This is a genomic window from Chitinophaga sp. SYP-B3965 (assembly GCF_009647655.1).
In the GTDB taxonomy this organism is placed as follows: domain Bacteria; phylum Bacteroidota; class Bacteroidia; order Chitinophagales; family Chitinophagaceae; genus Chitinophaga.
Window position 1 is genome coordinate 400075 of sequence record NZ_WJFD01000001.1, and the last position, 17093, is coordinate 417167.

A 17093-nucleotide genomic window follows, 5' to 3' on the forward strand; every position below is an offset into this window, starting at 1 on the left:
AAAGTAGCAACATGAAAAAATTAAGTATATACATTTTCATCAGCGTAACGGTTCTGTTTGCACATTCCTGCACGAAGGATTTTGCAGAGATCAATTCAGATCCCAGCCTCGTACCAAATCCGGATGTGAATACCTTATTCGCCTACTCGCTGGATAACCTGGAAACCTACCAGGGTACAGAATGGGTCTGGGAAAACCTGGAGCAGTTACTCCGTTTCTCCCAGCACATGACTACAGACCCTTACGAACTGTCTACCAATATCAACAGCCGGTATGGTGTGTACTATAATAATATCCTTCCCAACTTGTTTGAGATCAGGCGGCTGATAGAATTAAGGGCAGATAAGGGTCGTTACCGCAACATTCGTGCAGCTACCCACATCGTACAGGTATTGCATGGTTTGAAGGTCACAGATATGAATGGTTCCATCCCTTATACGCAAGCGATAAAAGGCAGAACGGAACAATCTTTCACACCTGTATATGATGATCAGAAAACACTCTACGATACCTGGTTAAAGGAGTTGACCGATGCAGTGGATTCCTTATCCGGCACTGCAGCTGACCAGGTTAATTTTGGCAGTTCTGATTTCTTCTATAAAAATAACTGGAGCAGCTGGGCCAAACTGGCCAATACGCTTAAGTTGCGTATTGCCGTAAGGTATGAAAGGCAAGATGTAAATATAGCCAAACAGGCATTCAAAGAAGTGATGCAAAACACTATCGGACCAATTGATGATGCTTCCCAGTTTGTATATAACAGACCGGAACATAATCCTATAGGGAATGATATTGATTATCGCAGCCCCCGTTTTGCCACATCTTCCATTATGACCTTCCTGAAGGCTACAAACGATCCGCGTCTGCCTATTTATTTCACTCCCAATGATCTTACCGGTTCATTCAGGGATACGCTCACGAAGTACAACAAAACACTACCGGCTTTCATCAATTTAAATGATCCCCTGGTTATGTTCCAGGGCGGCCCTGCAGACTGGACCACAGATCCTGTAAATGCTGCTTTTTACAAAACAGCATTTGAGGCAAGCCAGTGGAGCAAATACCGTTTGTACAGTAACATCAACAAGAAGTTCTTTGCACCGCGTTACAATAATTTTAAGGATGGCCAGATGCTGGATTACATGGTAACCCGTGCAGAAACCTGCTTCTATATTGCAGAGTTTATTCAGAAAGGATATGGCGTAGGTTTTGATACAAAGGGTACAGCAGAAGAATGGTATAACAGAGGGATTGAATCCTCTATCAGGACTATGGACGCTATTGCCATAGCAGCAGTATCTACTCCCGGCCTTACAGGAAATGGTAATGCAGATATTGCAGCCTATCAAAACAACGTAAATGTAAAGTTCAACGGTGTAAACAACCTCGAACGCATCTACATCCAGCAATACCTGAACTTCTACAGATTGGGTAATGAAGCCTTTACCTTCTGCAGAAGAACAGGGTATCCTAAAAATACTTCCACCTATTACAGGCGTAATACCTGGAATGAACCCATTCCACGCAGGTATTCCGTGAATGAACCACCACTCGGCACCAACACCGCTAACTGGACTAAAAGTCAGCAGGACCAGGGTTTCACGCCAGGTGACAGAAGTATCCCTTCCCTCAGTACACAACGTTTATGGTTTGATAAAACCAGTCCGAATTTCGGAGAAGGTAATTAAACCACGTCTATATCAAGGTCGAAATACAGTGAATGATTCCCCGTCTCCTGGCGGGGAATTTTTTTTAGCAGGGTTTTTGTACTTACAGCAGTATGAATAGATCTTCATCCATAAAACGTTGGTGGGAAATGTTCAAATGTGCAGGATCTGATTTCATAGATGATAAGATCCTGAAGTTAAGCGCTTCCCTGGCTTATTCCACCGTATTCTCCATTGCGCCGATGATCATTATAGCGCTGTATTGCGGTGATATCTTCCTGGGGAGGGAAGCCATAGAAGGAAAGCTCTATGGTGAACTTAGTGGATTGTTAGGCCCTTCAGCAGCAGGGCAGGTGCAGGAGATCATTAAGAACACTACTTTGTCCTCAGACCTGGGATGGTCTGCCGTTATAGGGTTCATTACCCTGATCATTGGTGCTACGGGTGTATTTACAGAGATCCAGGATTCTATCAATTTGATCTGGCGTTTAAAAACAAAACCCAAAAAAGGGAAGGGGCTTTTGAAGATAGTCCTCACCAGGTTATTATCCTTTTCGTTAGTGATCAGTTTAGGTTTCGTAATGGTCGTATCGCTGGTGATACATGGTGTGATTGAAGTACTGATGACCAGGCTGAGCAGCATTTTCCCCTTTACAACTACAGTTGTTTATATCATCAATCTCATCGTAACTTTTATTACCATCACTGCTTTATTTGCCGTGGTCTTTAAAGTGCTACCCGATGCAAAAATAAAGTGGCGCCATGTATGGGTAGGAGCTATGACCACTACTGTCTTATTTATGCTGGGAAAATTCGCCATAGGTTTTTATCTTGGTAGCAGCAGTATTGGCAGCACTTACGGAGCAGCAGGTTCATTGGTGATCTTACTGGTATGGGTATACTATTCCGCAGCCATCCTTTATTTCGGTGCAGCCTTCACCCGCCAGTATGTACAACAAAAAGGAGAAAGGATCTATCCGAATAATTATGCCGTGTGGGTAGAACAAGTAGAAGTGGAAACGAAAGGGGTTATTCCTGAAAAGACCGCCACCACTACAACAACTGCAATACAGTAATAAAAAAATCAATCAATCCCCTTAAAAGAAAAAAAACACCGCCCTTTGCTGCGCGGCAAGCTCACAATTCCTTAAAGCAAAAAACACAATCCCCTTAAAGAAAAAAAAACACCGCCCTTTGCTGCGCGGCAAACTCCCGGCAAAAATCACAACCCATTAAAGCAAAAAACACAATCCCCTTAAAACAAAAAAAACACCGCCCTTTGCTGCGCGGCAAACTCCCGGCAAAAAACACAATCCCCTTAAAGAAAAAAAAACACCGCCCTTTGCAGCGCGGCAAACTTCCGGCAAAAATCACAACCCCTTAAGGCAAAAAACACAATCCCTTAAAAGAAAAAAAATACCGCCCTTTGCTGCGCGGCAAACTCCCTGCAGAAAACTACAACACCTGCAACCCCAGCTTAGTATAAGGCTCAAACAACTCCAACCCCGGATCGTCCGTAACAATCACATCAATATCCGTAATCTCACAAACCTTATAAGTCTCCCCAGTCCCCATTTTATCACTAGTAGCCAATGCTACTACTTTATTAGCCGCTTTCACCATAGCAGATTTCACTTCCGCTTCTTCCATATCCAAACCCGTCACCCCCACCTCAGAATGTAAACTGCAAACACCCAGAAAACAAAGGTCTGCACGCAAATGCTGAATTGTACGGATCGTATTTAGCCCAACAGATGTTTGAGAATCTTTATTCACCCTGCCCCCCGTAAAGATCACCTGCACCCCGGGATGTTCTATCAGCTGTGCCACAATAGGTACACTATTCGTAACAACCGTAAGCTGTAAATTAGGCGGAAAGAGTTTCACCAACGTAAGGGTAGAAGTCCCCCCATCCAGGATCACCGTCTGCCCATTATGCAATAATCCCAATGCCTTCCGGGCAATGTTCTTCTTATCATTTTCATGATACTGCAACCTTTCTTTAAAAGGATAAGGATTAGGAGAATGCGGAATAGCCCCGCCCCGAACTTTGATCAACAGTCCATTTTGCGCCAGGGAATCAAGATCCCTGCGCACCGTATCCTCAGAAACCTGCAGATCGTTACTCAATTCCGCCTGCAGCACTTTCTGGTCCGTCTGTAACTTCCTGAGAATGAAATCAAGTCGCTCTTCTCTTAACATCTTTGCTGTTTTATGCAATATTATGTAAAATATTGCAGTATTCCTATTGGTTGGTTCACGAATATTGCATAACTTTGCAATAAATAGCAGAATATGGCAAGAAAAAGAATAGCGATAGATATGGACGGTGTAATGGCAGATATTACTTCTCATTACATAGACTGGTATGCAAAACACACAGGGGAATTGATCCCGGTGGAACAACTGAACGGTATGCCAGAACCCACCGGTTTCCCAAATGGTGAACTGATCCTCCAATTCTTACATACACCAGGTTTCTTCAGAACAGCCCCCGTAATGCCCGGCAGCCAGGAAGTGATCAAAGCCCTCATGGAAGAATATGAAGTATTCATAGTATCCGCTGCGGTAGAATTTCCACAGTCGCTCACAGAAAAAGTAGAATGGCTGAACGAGCACTTCCCCTTCATCAGCTGGAAGAACATGGTGTTCTGCGGCTTGAAGACCATTGTGCAGGCAGATTACATGATCGACGATTACGACAAGAACCTCCGGTATTTTAAAGGCGAAAGATTACTCTTCTCCCAGCCCCACAATGCCAACTACGAAGATTATAACAGGTTTGATAACTGGGAACAGATCGCACAATTCTTTGCAAAACAGGCAGTGCCCGTAGCATCATAAATAAAAAAGCTTTATGTTTGGATGGGTTGAAGAAACCCATTCTATTTGACTAAGCATGAATCCCTTTATTAACCTGATTATCTGTCTGTTGCTCTCCGGCAGCCTTTCTGCACAATGTGCAGCCTCGTATATAGGCACATCCAACCGGATGGTCTACAACGAGTCTGTGATGGACAGCCTGATCTCTCCACAGCACTACAAAGCCATCTTTTATGGCGAAACACATAACGTACATTTTGAACCGGAATGGAAACTGCATCTGATCAAACATCTGCATGCCCGTCATGGCATCAAACATGTGTTCATGGAAGTAGGGATTGCAGCAGCGTATCTTTTTAATCAGTATTTAAACACAGGAGATACATCATTGATCCATGGCCTCGTATATACAGATCATCATTATAAGGATTTCTGGAAAGACCTGCACACTTACAACATCTCTGTTCCTGCAGATCAACGCCTGGTGATACATGGTGTTGATTTCGAAAGAACAGAAGTCTTAAAAGTACTGGCCGTTACAACCCCCGTTCCTCCCAGTTTACAGGAAGTATTTAAACGCATGGATGCAGCGCATACACTCAATGCATTTGATCCTGAATTTGAGCAGTTATTGTGTTTGATCCAGTCTGAATTCAGAGCAAAGGAAAATGATGTGAAGGTATTATATGGAGAAAGGTATCCCCTCATCAGCCGCATTATCCGTAACGATTGCCCCATCACACAAAGGGCCATCCCCCGAAATAAAGTAATGTACCGTCATCTGAAAGAAGCGTTGAAAGACAGCAGCATCCATACTTTCATTGGTTTCTTCGGCCAGGCACATACTACTTACAACACATCTTCTTCTTTACCTAACAGTTTAAAAAAGGAAAACGATTACAAAGGCAAAGTATTCACTTTTATGTCTGTGTACAAAGATGTATACAGCCCTAATGGTATAATCCCTTATGCCGGACTGTTCCGCACAGAAGTATTGGAATCGCTCTATAATAAATACATGAATCCAGCTTGCAGAGCCACCGTAATACCTGCACGACAAATAGCCAACAAGAAACTGCGTAAAAGCGCAGACCTTATTTTGTTCGCAAAAGACTATCTGAATTCAGGCCAGCTTTCATCACAAATAGCAAATTTCTCTATCAACTCCACTGCTTTAGAAATGCCACCAAAACTTTTTAAGTTCTTCCCATGAGTAGTGGCCGCCACGTTATAGGAGGGCGAATGAATGACCTGCTTCACCTTAGCCCTGATGTTGGCCGCATCATATTCTTCCGGCAAAACAAACTCCGCTGCACCCAATGCTTTCATCCTGCGCGCATTACTTTCCCGTTCTGAAAAAGTAGGGAAGATGAGTGAAGGTGTGCCAGAATAAAGACTCGTCTGGCAGGAACCATAACCCCCATGATGGATCAGCAGATCACTTCTTTCCGCCATGAGTAGTCCTGGTACATAAGGCAATTGCATAAAGTTGGAAGGCACCGAAACAGATTTCGGCAAAGCATGATGCCCCGTTGTCACCACTACATAATAATCTTCATTAGCCAGTGCATCAAAACAAGGCTGCAACATTTTATCAGAATCAAATATCTTACTTCTCCCACTATAAGAAGGATTGCTCGTATACAACCAGATAAGCGGTTTGTCATCCGGCATATTTTCTAGCCAGGCAGGTTTGGATACCCGCACATCCTGCCACAATAAAGGACCTATATAATGATGATGACTACCCGGCAAAGGATCCGTTTCCGGCATACCCGTTACAAGAGACAGATCCCCCGAAGTGATTTCTTCCACCCGTTCTATTTCCTCCATCCCATAAGACCGTAATACTTTATTGATAGCAGGAACAACAGAAGGCACGCCGTTAGGTTTTTCCTTCCACCAGATAAACCCCTTAGAACCAGGCAAAGCATCTCCCTGGTTAATGGTAATGAGCGGAATTCCTAATCTCCGTGCAGCAATACAGGCAAAAGGATTCCAAAAATCCACCACCACATCAGGAGCTGCAGCACGCATCACCTTCATATACACCTCACACTGCGCCTTAATAAAATTAGCATTCAACAATCCCGTAATGGCAAACGCATGGTCCATATCCCATATCTCCGAACTGGCAGGCGCCACCCGGTAAGGAATAGACTTAATAAGTTTCCACGAAAGAACATCCTTCCAATGCAAACCATTAAAACCGATCTCATAAAGAGGATGAACAGGCAGGATATTCCCGAACCCCGCATCCGTAATAAGTTTCCGTGGCGCCTTGGCCGGATGCGAAAAAACAACTGCATGCCCCTGTTGCTGTAAGGCCTTAGCCACCGGCAATGAACGTGTCAGCAATCCAAGATCATTAGTGGGTAGTACTGTGAAGAGATAACGTTTTTTCATAAAAAAAGTGGTAAAGAGAAAAGCATGGTTCCCAGTATAAAAATTGCGGTCAGCACATAATAAGCTCTTAAGAAAATAAACTGCTCCACCGTTCTGCCCGCCCAGAATAAAGCAATGCCAATTAGCATGACCTGCCCCAGTCGGGTAGCCAACAATTCATCAGCAAAAAAGAAACATAAGAAGGCGCAGAGCAACAGAAAGTAAATGATCCGTGTATTCAGGATCTGTATGATAGCCCTATTGACAGATCTAAGGTGCTGCAAGTCTTCCTTCCACCGGAATGCTTTCCAGAATAACATGTGAAAGATGGCGAAACCCAATGAGTAAATACCTGCTATGTAAAGAATAAGCGTTGCCATGAGGCAAAGTTGGGAAAGCCCGATGATCTTTCCTTTGATCCAGATCAAAAAATGATGATCAGCTCATCTAAAAAAAAACCGGCCCAAAGGGCCGGCTTTGTTGGATTTTTTTTATAAGAGAAGAGGTGTTTAAAAAAAAAGAATCCCCCCACAAAAAAGAAAAAAATCCTCCGCCCTTTGCTGCGCGGCAAACCCCCAGCCCCTTGGACTGGGTTTGTTTTTTGGGTAGAAGAAAACTCCATCTCCTCAAAGAAAAAAAAATCCTCCGCCCTTTGCTGCGCGGCAAACCCCCAGCCCCTTGGACTGAGTTTGCTTTTTTGGTAGAAGAAAACTCCATCTCCTCAAAGAAAAAAATCCTCCGCCCTTTGCTGCGCGGCAAGCCCCCAGCCCCTCACTTATGAGAAGCCCGTATCCTGCTCAAAGTCTCCTGCGTAATACCGAGAAAAGAAGCAATATGCCCAAGCGGCGCCCGTTGTGTAATATCAGGTAACACTTTCAGCAAATTAACATACCGCTGCGCCGCAGTCTCAAACTGTATACTCACAATCCTGCGCTGAAGATGCAACATGATCCGCGTAATCGCCATCCGGCTAAGCGTCTCAAACTCATGAAACTCCGCACAAAGCTGCGCCAACGCCTTCCTTTTCACGAGGATCAATTCGCAGGGCTGTAATGTTTCTACATAATGTTCACTGGGAACTTTAAGAAAGTAACTATTGATGGCGCATGTGAATTCATGCTCAATGGCAAACCAGTCCGTAATATCTTTCCCGTCTTTCACATAATACTCACGTATCGTACCGGAAAGCAGAAAGTACATATGGTTGGAGTACTGTCCCTCCGTTACCAGCAAAGTACCTTTAGGAACAGACATCGGCTCAGCAACTTCCCGGAAAGCAACTGCACAGGTAGGGGAGAGGGTTACATAACGTTCCGCGAAAGAGTGTAAAGCCTGATCTATTAGAGAGTCCATAACCTTCGCAATGTAAAAAAATATCCCCGGCCGAAGACAGCCGGGGATCAGAAAAACTCAAAAATATTTACTTCGAAGCATCATCACTCCAAAAGAAATCACTCACTTCCTTTGCCCATATCTCCGGTTTCTCCAATGCTGCAAAGTGCCCTCCATCAGCAAACACCTTATACCGCTTCACATTCACCATCCTTTCCGCCCACTCTTTCGGCAAAGGCCCATCTCCCGGAAAATGCGCCACAGCCGTAGGCACCGATACATATTGAGCAGATTTCAATCCCCCGGAATAAGTAGCCCTGGCGGTTTCAAGATAGGTACGCATAGAACTATTGATAGTTTGCGTCACCCAATAGATGGTAATATTCGTCAGCAGTTCGTCTTTAGTAAAGCTGGATTCAATATCATGTTTGGCAGGATCAAACCGCCAGGTGTAAAACTTCTCCAATATCCATGAAGCCAGTCCAACCGGAGAATCATTCAACCCATTAGCCAGGGTTTGCGGTTTAGTAGAATGCATCATATTATAAGCCCCCTCAGAATACCACCACTGCTGAATAAATTGCCCAAACTCCTGTAACGCCGGAGACATCTTAGACCAATCCTCCGTGCCATCCGGATATCCCACATCTGTGAGGAAAATAGCCTTCACCGCCTGCGGATACATATTCGCGAGGCCTTTAGTGATCCCCGTCCCCATATCTCCGCCAGCCGCTACAAATGTTTTATACCCCAGCACATCCGTCATCAGCTTATAAAAGATCTCCGCAGTGCCATCCAGATTTTTAGATACATGGTCAGAGAACCCAAAACCGGGAATAGAAGGAATGATCACATCAAAATTCTGTTCTGTGAGAAGGGGGATAGCTTTGTAAAAACGATAAAAGCAATCCGGCCAGCCATGACTCAGCAACAAAGGTTTAGGATTTGGTCCCTTTCCTTTGATGTGCAGGAAGTGAATCTTCACCCCATCAATTTCTACCATAAATTGAGGGAATTCATTGAGTTTGGCCTCATGTTTGCGCCAATCATACTGGTTGATCCAGTAATCCGTTAACTTCCGGAGATAATCTGTATTGGTACCATAATTCCAACCGGCATTTTCCGGTGAATCTGTCCATCTTGTTTGTTGGAGCCGGGTTTTCAGGTCATCAAGTACACTTTGTGGTACTTCGATCTTAAAGGGTTGTACTGTGTGCATGTTAGGTTTGTTTTGTGCAAATGAAGAGGAGAATAAAATGATGATCAATAAGGTGTTAAGTAACTTTTTCATGAGCGTCAATGATTATACCACAAATCTAGAAGCGCTATGTGACAGCAGTATGTCAGTTGAAATAAAAAAAGCCTCTGCTTATTACAGCAAAGGCTCCAAATAGTTCATTAAAAAGGTCCACATAGGGTTAAGATAGGCTTGACATAGGCTCAAGATAGGGAGATCCTATAGCGATCCTATACCCAGGGTATACCTATCGCTTAGGAATAGGCCCACTAAGGTCCATGATCTGAATATTCCTGAAATCAATCGGCTGCCCCTCACTCTGCAAGGCTATAAACCCAGCCTTCAGCGCCTTCCCGTCCAGTTTCTGCTTAGGATCAAAGTTATTCACCACCGGCCCGCCGATCTGCGGTTTAGAGTACTGCATCACCGTATCCCCGTTAATAATATGTGTAATGAGGGAATCCCCCAGCACAATGATCTCTGCTTTTACCCATTGCTCCCCTTCGTAGGTTTTAGAGGAAGAATTGATACAATGGCGCGTATCCAGCTTGCCGTTGTAGAAGATATGCGTACCCGGAGAGCACATATTGCCGGTAGGGCGGGGTTTTCCATCCCCAAGGCCGGCCAGGAACTGCATTTCAATAGAAATAGGCCAGTCCTGCTCCTTAGGCATGGTCCGCGGATCCTGGGAATGATACATCAACCCGCTGTTGAGGATCGTGTACTCAGGCGCCGTTTTACACCATTCCCCTACGAACCGGTATTCCAGCTTCAGGTGGTAGTAAGAATAAGGTATTTTGTAATAAAGGTGGCCGTACTGGTTGTTAAAGTCGCCATATTGGTCATAGCGTACTTTAATAAGCCCATCCTCCACCCGGAAGGTATTGCCAAAGTTCTCACCCACTTCATGGTGGTGGACCTTTACAAACCAGTCATTAATGTCTTTACCGTTAAACAGGGAAACCCATTTCCATTGACCGGAGGCGGGGGGAGTCTGTTGTGTGTAACCCGTGGAACCAGATAGCAAGAGTAAGGCTATCAGAATAGTGTATCTCATCATATTTTGATTGTGTCTGTATGACACTCAAAATAAGAGATTATTTCTTTTTCTTTTTTCGTTTTATGTCTTTTGTGGCTTTTTCGTGGTCCTCGATCAATTTCTTCCAGTTATCATTGGGTGTTTCCTCAGAAAAACTGATGGTTTCCCGGTAGTCATCCTTTTTAATGGTCATCACCGTGATCGGTTTGCCCAGGTAAGACTGTATCTCGTCCAGGATCGGTTTTTCCTCTTCACTGCAGAAGGAAACAGCCTGTCCCTTCTTTACGCCCCGGCCTGTACGGCCAACGCGGTGTACATAATTCTCCGATTCGTCCGGCAGATCGTAGTTTACCACGTATTCCACATCCGGGATGTCAATGCCCCGGGCGTTTACATCTGTGGTAATGAGCACTTTAACTTCCCCTTTTTTGAATTCATCCATCACGGAGAGGCGGTCTCCCTGTTCTTTACCACCATGCATGGTAAGGGTTTTGATGCCAATCCGCTCCATGGCGCTGGCTACCCTTTCTGCTCTTACCTTGGTCCTTACGAACACCAGGATCTTATTCTCCGGGAATTCCTTCACCAGCCTTTCCAGGAAAAAGCGTTTGTCATCCATTTCCACAAAAGCCACGGAATGGCTCACGTTTTTGGAAACCGGGTCTTCCGGAGATATCTGTATCCGGATAGGGTTTCGCACAACGGAATAAGCTATATCCTTAATGTCTTCATCAATAGTAGCAGAAAAGAAGAGGGTCTGGTGGTTGCGGGGGAGATGTTTCATCACATCGCGGATATCCCGGATAAAACCAAGGTCCAGCATATGATCCGCTTCGTCCAATACCAGGGTTTGCACATGGCTGAGGTCCAGATGCCCCTGGCTCACCAGGTCAAACATCCGGCCGGGGGTGGCAATAAGCACATCTACCCCTTTATCCAGTTTAGCGATCTGGGCTTCCTGTTCCACTCCGCCAAAAAGGCCCATAATATCCACACGGGTATATTTGGCGAGTTTTTTAAATACATCCCCTATTTGTACCGCCAGTTCCCGGGTGGGCACCATGATCAGGCATTTCACTTCCCCCTTGGTACGGGAGCGGCTTTGTTGTTGCAGTAACTGGATGATGGGAATGGCAAAAGCGGCCGTTTTCCCTGTGCCCGTTTGGGCTATGGCTAACACGTCATCCCCTTTCAGGATAGACGGAATGGCTTTATATTGTATATCCGTAGGGCGTTTAAAACCCAGTTCTTCCAAACTTCTCTTTAACTCCTCTGATATGCGGTATTGTTCAAATTTCATGGGCACAAAGGTAAGCTTTAATGCCGTATAGGGAAATGGGCTTGCTTGCTAACAAAGCGGATCATATCTTTAGCTGCATTTGACAATAGTAACAAAATCATAAAATCCGGGACGAATTGTACGGCCACCTGCACGATAAAGCACTTTGGAGTAAGGTAATTGAAGGAGATAAGGATGCTTTGGCGTTCATCTATAAAACATATTTCAATTCCCTTTACCAATATGGCATGAAACTACACCCTGACGAGGGGATGGTGAAAGATTGTATTCATGATCTTTTCGTTAGCATCTGGTTAAGCAGGGAACGTTTGTCAGTAACAGATTCCATCAGGTATTACCTCCTCGCCAGCCTGAAAAGGAAAATAGCCAGCCAGCAGCAGAAAAGCCGCTTATTCGACAATCCTGCAGAAATGCAATTTACCAGCTCACCGGAAGAAGTACTGATTGGAGAACAATCCAACAGGGAACTGCGCGCTAAGCTCACAAAGGTAATGGACAAACTCCCCCGCCGCCAGAAAGAAATATTATATCTCCGTTATTACGAAGGGCTGGATACCAAAGAAACCGCCGCCATTATGGAACTAAGCGTGAATTCCACCTACGTACTCCTGTCCAAAGCCATCAACTACCTGAAAAAACACAGCGATAAATTAATAAGTGCCTCATTATTAATCATTTCGATCTATTTTAAAAATAAGTGAAAAATAACGCTAAGATTTTGTTCACTTCCTGCTTTATCTGTTAAGTAACTATAATGACATTCAGAGATTTCACCACGCAAGATTATTTAGAGCATCCCACCTTTCGTAAATGGGTGCTGGATCAGGACGAAGCGGCTGCTGCCTTTTGGAACAACTGGCTGCAGAGTAATCCTGATAAGGAAAGTGATGTGGTGAAAGCAAAGGAAATATTGCTGCTGATAGCTGCGCCAACATATAAGCCGGCAGCAAATGATGAAAAGGAAACCTGGGAAAAAGTGTTGTGGAGTATGGATCGCTTCGGTACGAAAGTCGTAGATTTGCCACATGGCCCCCGACGCCGTTGGCTCCCTTACGCCGCTGCAATATTCATTGGTCTTTTAATAGCCACATCCGCAGCATTTTTGTTTTATCCCAAAGCCGAGGTGCATCACCAAACCGCAATGGGAGAACTGAGAACAATAGAATTACCGGATCATTCAATCGTAAAACTGAATGTGAACTCAAAGATCCATTATAAGGACAACTGGGACAAAACACATCCCCGCGAAGTATGGGTAGATGGTGAGGCTTTCTTTTCTGTTACGCATCAAAGCAATAATCGAACCTTTGTAGTACATACAAAAGATGTGGATATACAGGTAGTAGGTACGGAATTCAACGTAAATACCCGCCGCATTAAAACACAGGTGGTGTTAACCACCGGAATGGTGAAGCTCACATTGAATAAGAAACGCAATCAGCCCGTTATTACCATGAAACCAGGAGATATGGTCGTGTATTCTGCCGCCACAACAGAACTGGTGAATAAAAAAGTAGACCCGGAAGTGTATTCTTCCTGGAAGCAAAAAGTACTAAGCTTTAATGAAACGCCTATTGCCGAAGTGATCAAATCACTGCAGGACAACATGGGCATTACGATACAGCTGGAAGATTCCAGTTTCAGCGGACAAACATTTACAGGAAGTATACCAATGGATAACATCGATGTGTTCTTTAAAACACTATCGCGATCGTTTGAGGTGCATATAGATAAGACAGGAACTAACACATATAAGATCAGTAATAATTAATTAAGCAAGCGTTTTGTCACAATTTGGTATTCCTGGAAAACGGGAAGTGATATTACTATGCCTTAACCAACCAAAATCGATAGCTATGGTAGAATTTTACGCCGGAACCCGAAGGGTATTGGGTAGCCTGGCACTGGCATTGCTGATACAAGGAGGTACAGCCAAAGCGGCCACAGGCAGCACACAGGGAACAGAAGTTCAGGATGGCCAACAGGTGCCGTTGAAGAATGTATTGGCAGAATTGGAACAACTGTACAAAGTTCGTATCAATTATACCGGTAACACTATTAATGGTATCATCACAAAACGACCCATTGGAAAGGTTACATCTGAACCGCTGATAGATTATCTCAGCAACTACCTGCGGCCCCTGGGACTCGAAGTAGAGCAGGCCGCACAGGACCACTTCATCATTTACAAAAAGGAAAAACGTTCCGAAAAAAAAACCGCAGAAACCCAATCCGCGACAGAGCCGCAGCAGCCGTTACAACTGGAAAGTATAACACAGCAGCAGCAACCGACCGTAACAGGTCAGGTAACGGAAGAATCTGGTATTCCTTTACCCGGAGTAACAGTAGTAGTGAAAGGTACTTTTAATGGCGCCAAAACAAATGAAAGCGGCCGTTATACTTTACCTAACGTTCCCCCGAACGGTACACTGGTATTCAGTTACATTGGTTACAAACCACAGGAGATAAAAGTAAATACCCGCACTTCCATTGATGTAAAGCTGTTAACAGATGTACAGTCGATGAAAGACTTTGTGGTGAATGGTTACCAGAAATTAAAGAAAGAAAGTTATACAGGATCGGCTATCATTATTACCGGAGATGAGATCAAACGTTTCAATCCGCAAAACATCCTCGCCAGTATCCAGGCATATGATCCATCCTTCAGGATCGTGGAGAATAACCTCACAGGTTCCAATCCAAATGCTTTACCTAATATCAATATAAGAGGCGCCACCGCCATGCCTACAGGAGATGCACAACTGCTCTCCCGCAATCAGCTGGCTACTATCACCAACCTTCCCATGTTCATGATGGATGGTTACCAGGTAGGTATTCAAACTATCTACGATCTGGATGTGAACAGGATAGAAATGATCACCCTGCTGAAAGATGCTGCTGCCACTTCTATCTATGGCTCCCGCGCTTCCAATGGTGTAGTGATCATTCAAACAAAAACGCCGAAGGAAGGTTCACTGGAAGTGTATTACAATTACGAACTGAATGTAACCACACCAGACCTTACCGCTTACAAAGTATTGAACGCTTCCGAAAAGCTGGAATACGAAAAGCTGGCCGGATTATATACCAGCAATGCAGTAGATAATCCCACCGATCTGGAAATGAGATATTACGACAAAAGGAAGAACGTTCTCAGTGGCGTAAATACCTATTGGTTATCTCAGCCGCTGGCAACAGATTTCGGACATAAACATTCTGTTTCCCTGCAAGGTGGTTCACCTACTTTAAGATATGGCGTGGATGCCCGTTATCAAACCAATAACGGAGTAATGAAAGGTTCAGGCCGTGATCGTTACAGCCTGGCCACGAGCCTTGCTTACAACCTGAAGGATAACAAACTCATGTTTCGCAACAGCTTCACCATTTCACAGGTGAAGGGAAATGAATCCCCATACGGCCAGTTCTCCAGTTATGTGCGCATGAATCCCTACTATCCTAAAACAGATTCACTGGGCAGGATATTGAAGGAAGTAGACAAATGGAATTACCTGGATAATCCGGACCGTGTGAGCGGAAACCGCGTTGCCCTCCCGGTGTTCAATCCCCTGTATGAAGCTACCACCGGTAACTTCGCCAAATCAGAATACCTTGAGTTCATTGATGCCTTCTCCGTGGAATATAATCCAAGTCCTTCCTGGAGGATCAACGGTACCATCAGTTTAACCAAGCGTAAAAGCACGGCGGATAAATTTACCTCTCCCTATAGCAACGAGTTTTACTATAAAACAGGAGATGAACTGAAAGATCGTGGCAGATATGAGTATGCCAACATAGATGAATCTCAGGTAGATGGAAGTTTTACCGCTAACTATAACAAAGTATTGAACGGCGTACACTTCCTCAATTTCTCCCTGGGTACCAATATCCAGGCACAGAAATATACCGGTAAAACTATCACGGCACAAGGTTTCACTAATGACCGTTTTACAGATATCACCTTTGCCCGCCGTTACGAGATAGATGGAGCACCCAAAGGTGGTGTTACAGAACAACGCCTTATCGGTGCTTTCCTTTCCTTTAACTATTCTTACCAGAACCGTTTCATAATGGACGGAACCGTAAGAACAGATGGTTCTTCTAAATTCGGAAAGGATTCGAGGATGGCTACTTTCTGGTCCTATGGTGTGGGCTGGAACCTTCACAACGAAGCTTTCATGAAGAACAGCATCTTCAGTCAGTTAAGGATCAAAGCCACTACAGGTTTAACAGGAGATGTGAATTTCCCTGCTTACTTATCCAACACAACCTATAGTTATTACAGCCAGGATTGGTATTCTACAGGCGTGGGTGCTGTGTTTGCCGGATATGGTAACAACAGCCTGAGATGGCAGCGTACACAGAACTATGACCTGAGCATGGAGATGTCCCTCTTCAAAGACAGGCTGTATATCTCTCCCCGTTATTATCATAAACTCACCAAAGACCTGCTCACAGATGTGAACGTGCCTACTTCTACCGGTTTCGCACTCTACAAAGAGAACCTGGGTGAAATGGTGAACAAAGGGTTTGAATTTTACCTGCGTGCTAACGTATTGCGCGGCCGCGACTGGTCTGTGAACGTGAATGCGAACCTTGGGCATAATACCAACGTGATCACAAAGATCTCTAATGCGCTGAAGCAATATAATTCGCTGGTAGATGATAAGCAAAATGAAGATTCGGCATCGAGAACAAGACCGATGCTGCGTTACAAAGAAGGTCAGTCATTGAACACCATTTACGCTGTTCGTTCACTGGGCATTGATCCGGAGAATGGTAAAGAGATCTACCTCCGCGCAGATGGCTCCACTACTTATGAATATGATGTACGCAACACCGTAGCAGTAGGAGATCAAACACCGGATGTAGATGGTTATTTTGGTGGTAATATCGTGTATAAGAACTTCTCTGTTGAATTCAGTTTCTATACCCGCTTAGGTGGCGATATCTACAACCAGACATTAATAGACCGTGTGGAAAATGCAGATCCAAAATACAATGTGGATAGCAGGGTACTGGCACTAAGATGGAAAAAACCAGGTGATCATACTTTCTATAAGAACATTGCAGACCTCACCACCACCCGTACCACTTCCCGTTTTGTACAGGAAGAGAACAGGCTGGAATTTAAGTCTGTATATATGTCCTACGACGCACCGGCACAATGGTATAAACGCCTGAAGATGAAAAGCCTCCGTTTTGCATTGAACCTGAACGACCTGGCCTATTGGTCCAGCCTGCAGGTAGAAAGAGGGATCGATTATCCGTTCGCAAGGAGTTTCACCTTCTCATTATCCACCCGGTTCTAAA

General features: G+C 44.5%; 14 protein-coding genes. 7 read left to right on the top strand and 7 right to left on the bottom strand.

All coding sequences use genetic code 11. The features are described from left to right. Nucleotides 1–11: 11 nt before the first annotated feature. Nucleotides 12–1688 carry a SusD/RagB family nutrient-binding outer membrane lipoprotein gene (locus tag GFS24_RS01485; protein ID WP_153657800.1) on the top strand — a complete coding sequence of 559 codons (1677 nt, stop codon included), beginning with the start codon at nucleotides 12–14 and terminating at the stop codon, nucleotides 1686–1688. A 92-nt stretch (nucleotides 1689–1780) separates the two neighbouring features. Next, nucleotides 1781–2743: a YihY/virulence factor BrkB family protein gene (locus GFS24_RS01490; RefSeq protein ID WP_153657801.1), complete on the top strand. Its 963-nt coding sequence runs from the start codon at nucleotides 1781–1783 to the stop codon at nucleotides 2741–2743. A gap of 379 nt (nucleotides 2744–3122) precedes the next feature. On the opposite strand, the gene GFS24_RS01495 is transcribed toward GFS24_RS01490, so the two are convergent. Next, complete coding sequence (locus GFS24_RS01495; protein ID WP_153657802.1) at nucleotides 3123–3869, bottom strand: DeoR/GlpR family DNA-binding transcription regulator; 747 nt, start codon at nucleotides 3867–3869, stop codon at nucleotides 3123–3125. A gap of 93 nt (nucleotides 3870–3962) precedes the next feature. Between GFS24_RS01495 and GFS24_RS01500 the strand changes: the two genes are divergently transcribed. Then, nucleotides 3963–4511, top strand: coding sequence for a 5'(3')-deoxyribonucleotidase (locus GFS24_RS01500; RefSeq protein WP_153657803.1), 549 nt, complete (start codon nucleotides 3963–3965; stop codon nucleotides 4509–4511). A gap of 55 nt (nucleotides 4512–4566) precedes the next feature. Continuing rightward, nucleotides 4567–5703: a hypothetical protein gene (locus GFS24_RS01505; RefSeq protein ID WP_153657804.1), complete on the top strand. Its 1137-nt coding sequence runs from the start codon at nucleotides 4567–4569 to the stop codon at nucleotides 5701–5703. Here GFS24_RS01505 and GFS24_RS01510 read toward each other — a convergent pair. The 6 genes from GFS24_RS01510 to GFS24_RS01535 form a co-directional block, all read right to left on the bottom strand. Beyond that, nucleotides 5604–6896 carry a glycosyltransferase gene (locus GFS24_RS01510; protein ID WP_153657805.1) on the bottom strand — a complete coding sequence of 431 codons (1293 nt, stop codon included), beginning with the start codon at nucleotides 6894–6896 and terminating at the stop codon, nucleotides 5604–5606. The two genes, GFS24_RS01505 and GFS24_RS01510, sit on opposite strands and share 100 nt — an antisense overlap. Continuing rightward, nucleotides 6893–7255: a hypothetical protein gene (locus tag GFS24_RS01515; protein WP_153657806.1), complete on the bottom strand. Its 363-nt coding sequence runs from the start codon at nucleotides 7253–7255 to the stop codon at nucleotides 6893–6895. Before GFS24_RS01515 ends, GFS24_RS01510 begins: the two co-directional genes overlap by 4 nt. Nucleotides 7256–7646: 391 nt before the next feature. After that, nucleotides 7647–8228, bottom strand: a complete 582-nt coding sequence (locus GFS24_RS01520; RefSeq protein ID WP_153657807.1) for a Crp/Fnr family transcriptional regulator — start codon at nucleotides 8226–8228, stop codon at nucleotides 7647–7649. A gap of 67 nt (nucleotides 8229–8295) precedes the next feature. Next, nucleotides 8296–9498 (bottom strand): epoxide hydrolase family protein, encoded by a 1203-nt coding sequence (locus tag GFS24_RS01525; RefSeq protein ID WP_253906375.1) that lies wholly within the window; start codon nucleotides 9496–9498, stop codon nucleotides 8296–8298. Between the two features lie 193 nt (nucleotides 9499–9691). Continuing rightward, nucleotides 9692–10501: a DUF1080 domain-containing protein gene (locus GFS24_RS01530; RefSeq protein WP_173002931.1), complete on the bottom strand. Its 810-nt coding sequence runs from the start codon at nucleotides 10499–10501 to the stop codon at nucleotides 9692–9694. Nucleotides 10502–10541: 40 nt separating this feature from the next. Continuing rightward, on the bottom strand, nucleotides 10542–11783 hold the full coding sequence (locus GFS24_RS01535) for a DEAD/DEAH box helicase (protein WP_153657809.1): 1242 nt from the start codon (nucleotides 11781–11783) through the stop codon (nucleotides 10542–10544). Nucleotides 11784–11899: 116 nt separating this feature from the next. On the opposite strand from GFS24_RS01535, the gene GFS24_RS01540 reads away from it, so the two are divergent. The 3 genes from GFS24_RS01540 to GFS24_RS01550 all read left to right on the top strand — a co-directional run bounded on the left by GFS24_RS01540 (nucleotide 11900) and on the right by GFS24_RS01550 (nucleotide 17092). Next, nucleotides 11900–12484 carry an RNA polymerase sigma factor gene (locus GFS24_RS01540; RefSeq protein WP_153657810.1) on the top strand — a complete coding sequence of 195 codons (585 nt, stop codon included), beginning with the start codon at nucleotides 11900–11902 and terminating at the stop codon, nucleotides 12482–12484. 53 nt (nucleotides 12485–12537) lie between these two features. Then, complete coding sequence (locus GFS24_RS01545) at nucleotides 12538–13554, top strand: FecR family protein (protein WP_153657811.1); 1017 nt, start codon at nucleotides 12538–12540, stop codon at nucleotides 13552–13554. Nucleotides 13555–13639: 85 nt separating this feature from the next. Beyond that, entirely contained in the window at nucleotides 13640–17092 is a 3453-nt protein-coding gene (locus GFS24_RS01550) for a SusC/RagA family TonB-linked outer membrane protein (RefSeq protein ID WP_153657812.1), read from the top strand. The last annotated feature ends 1 nt before the right edge of the window (nucleotide 17093 follow it).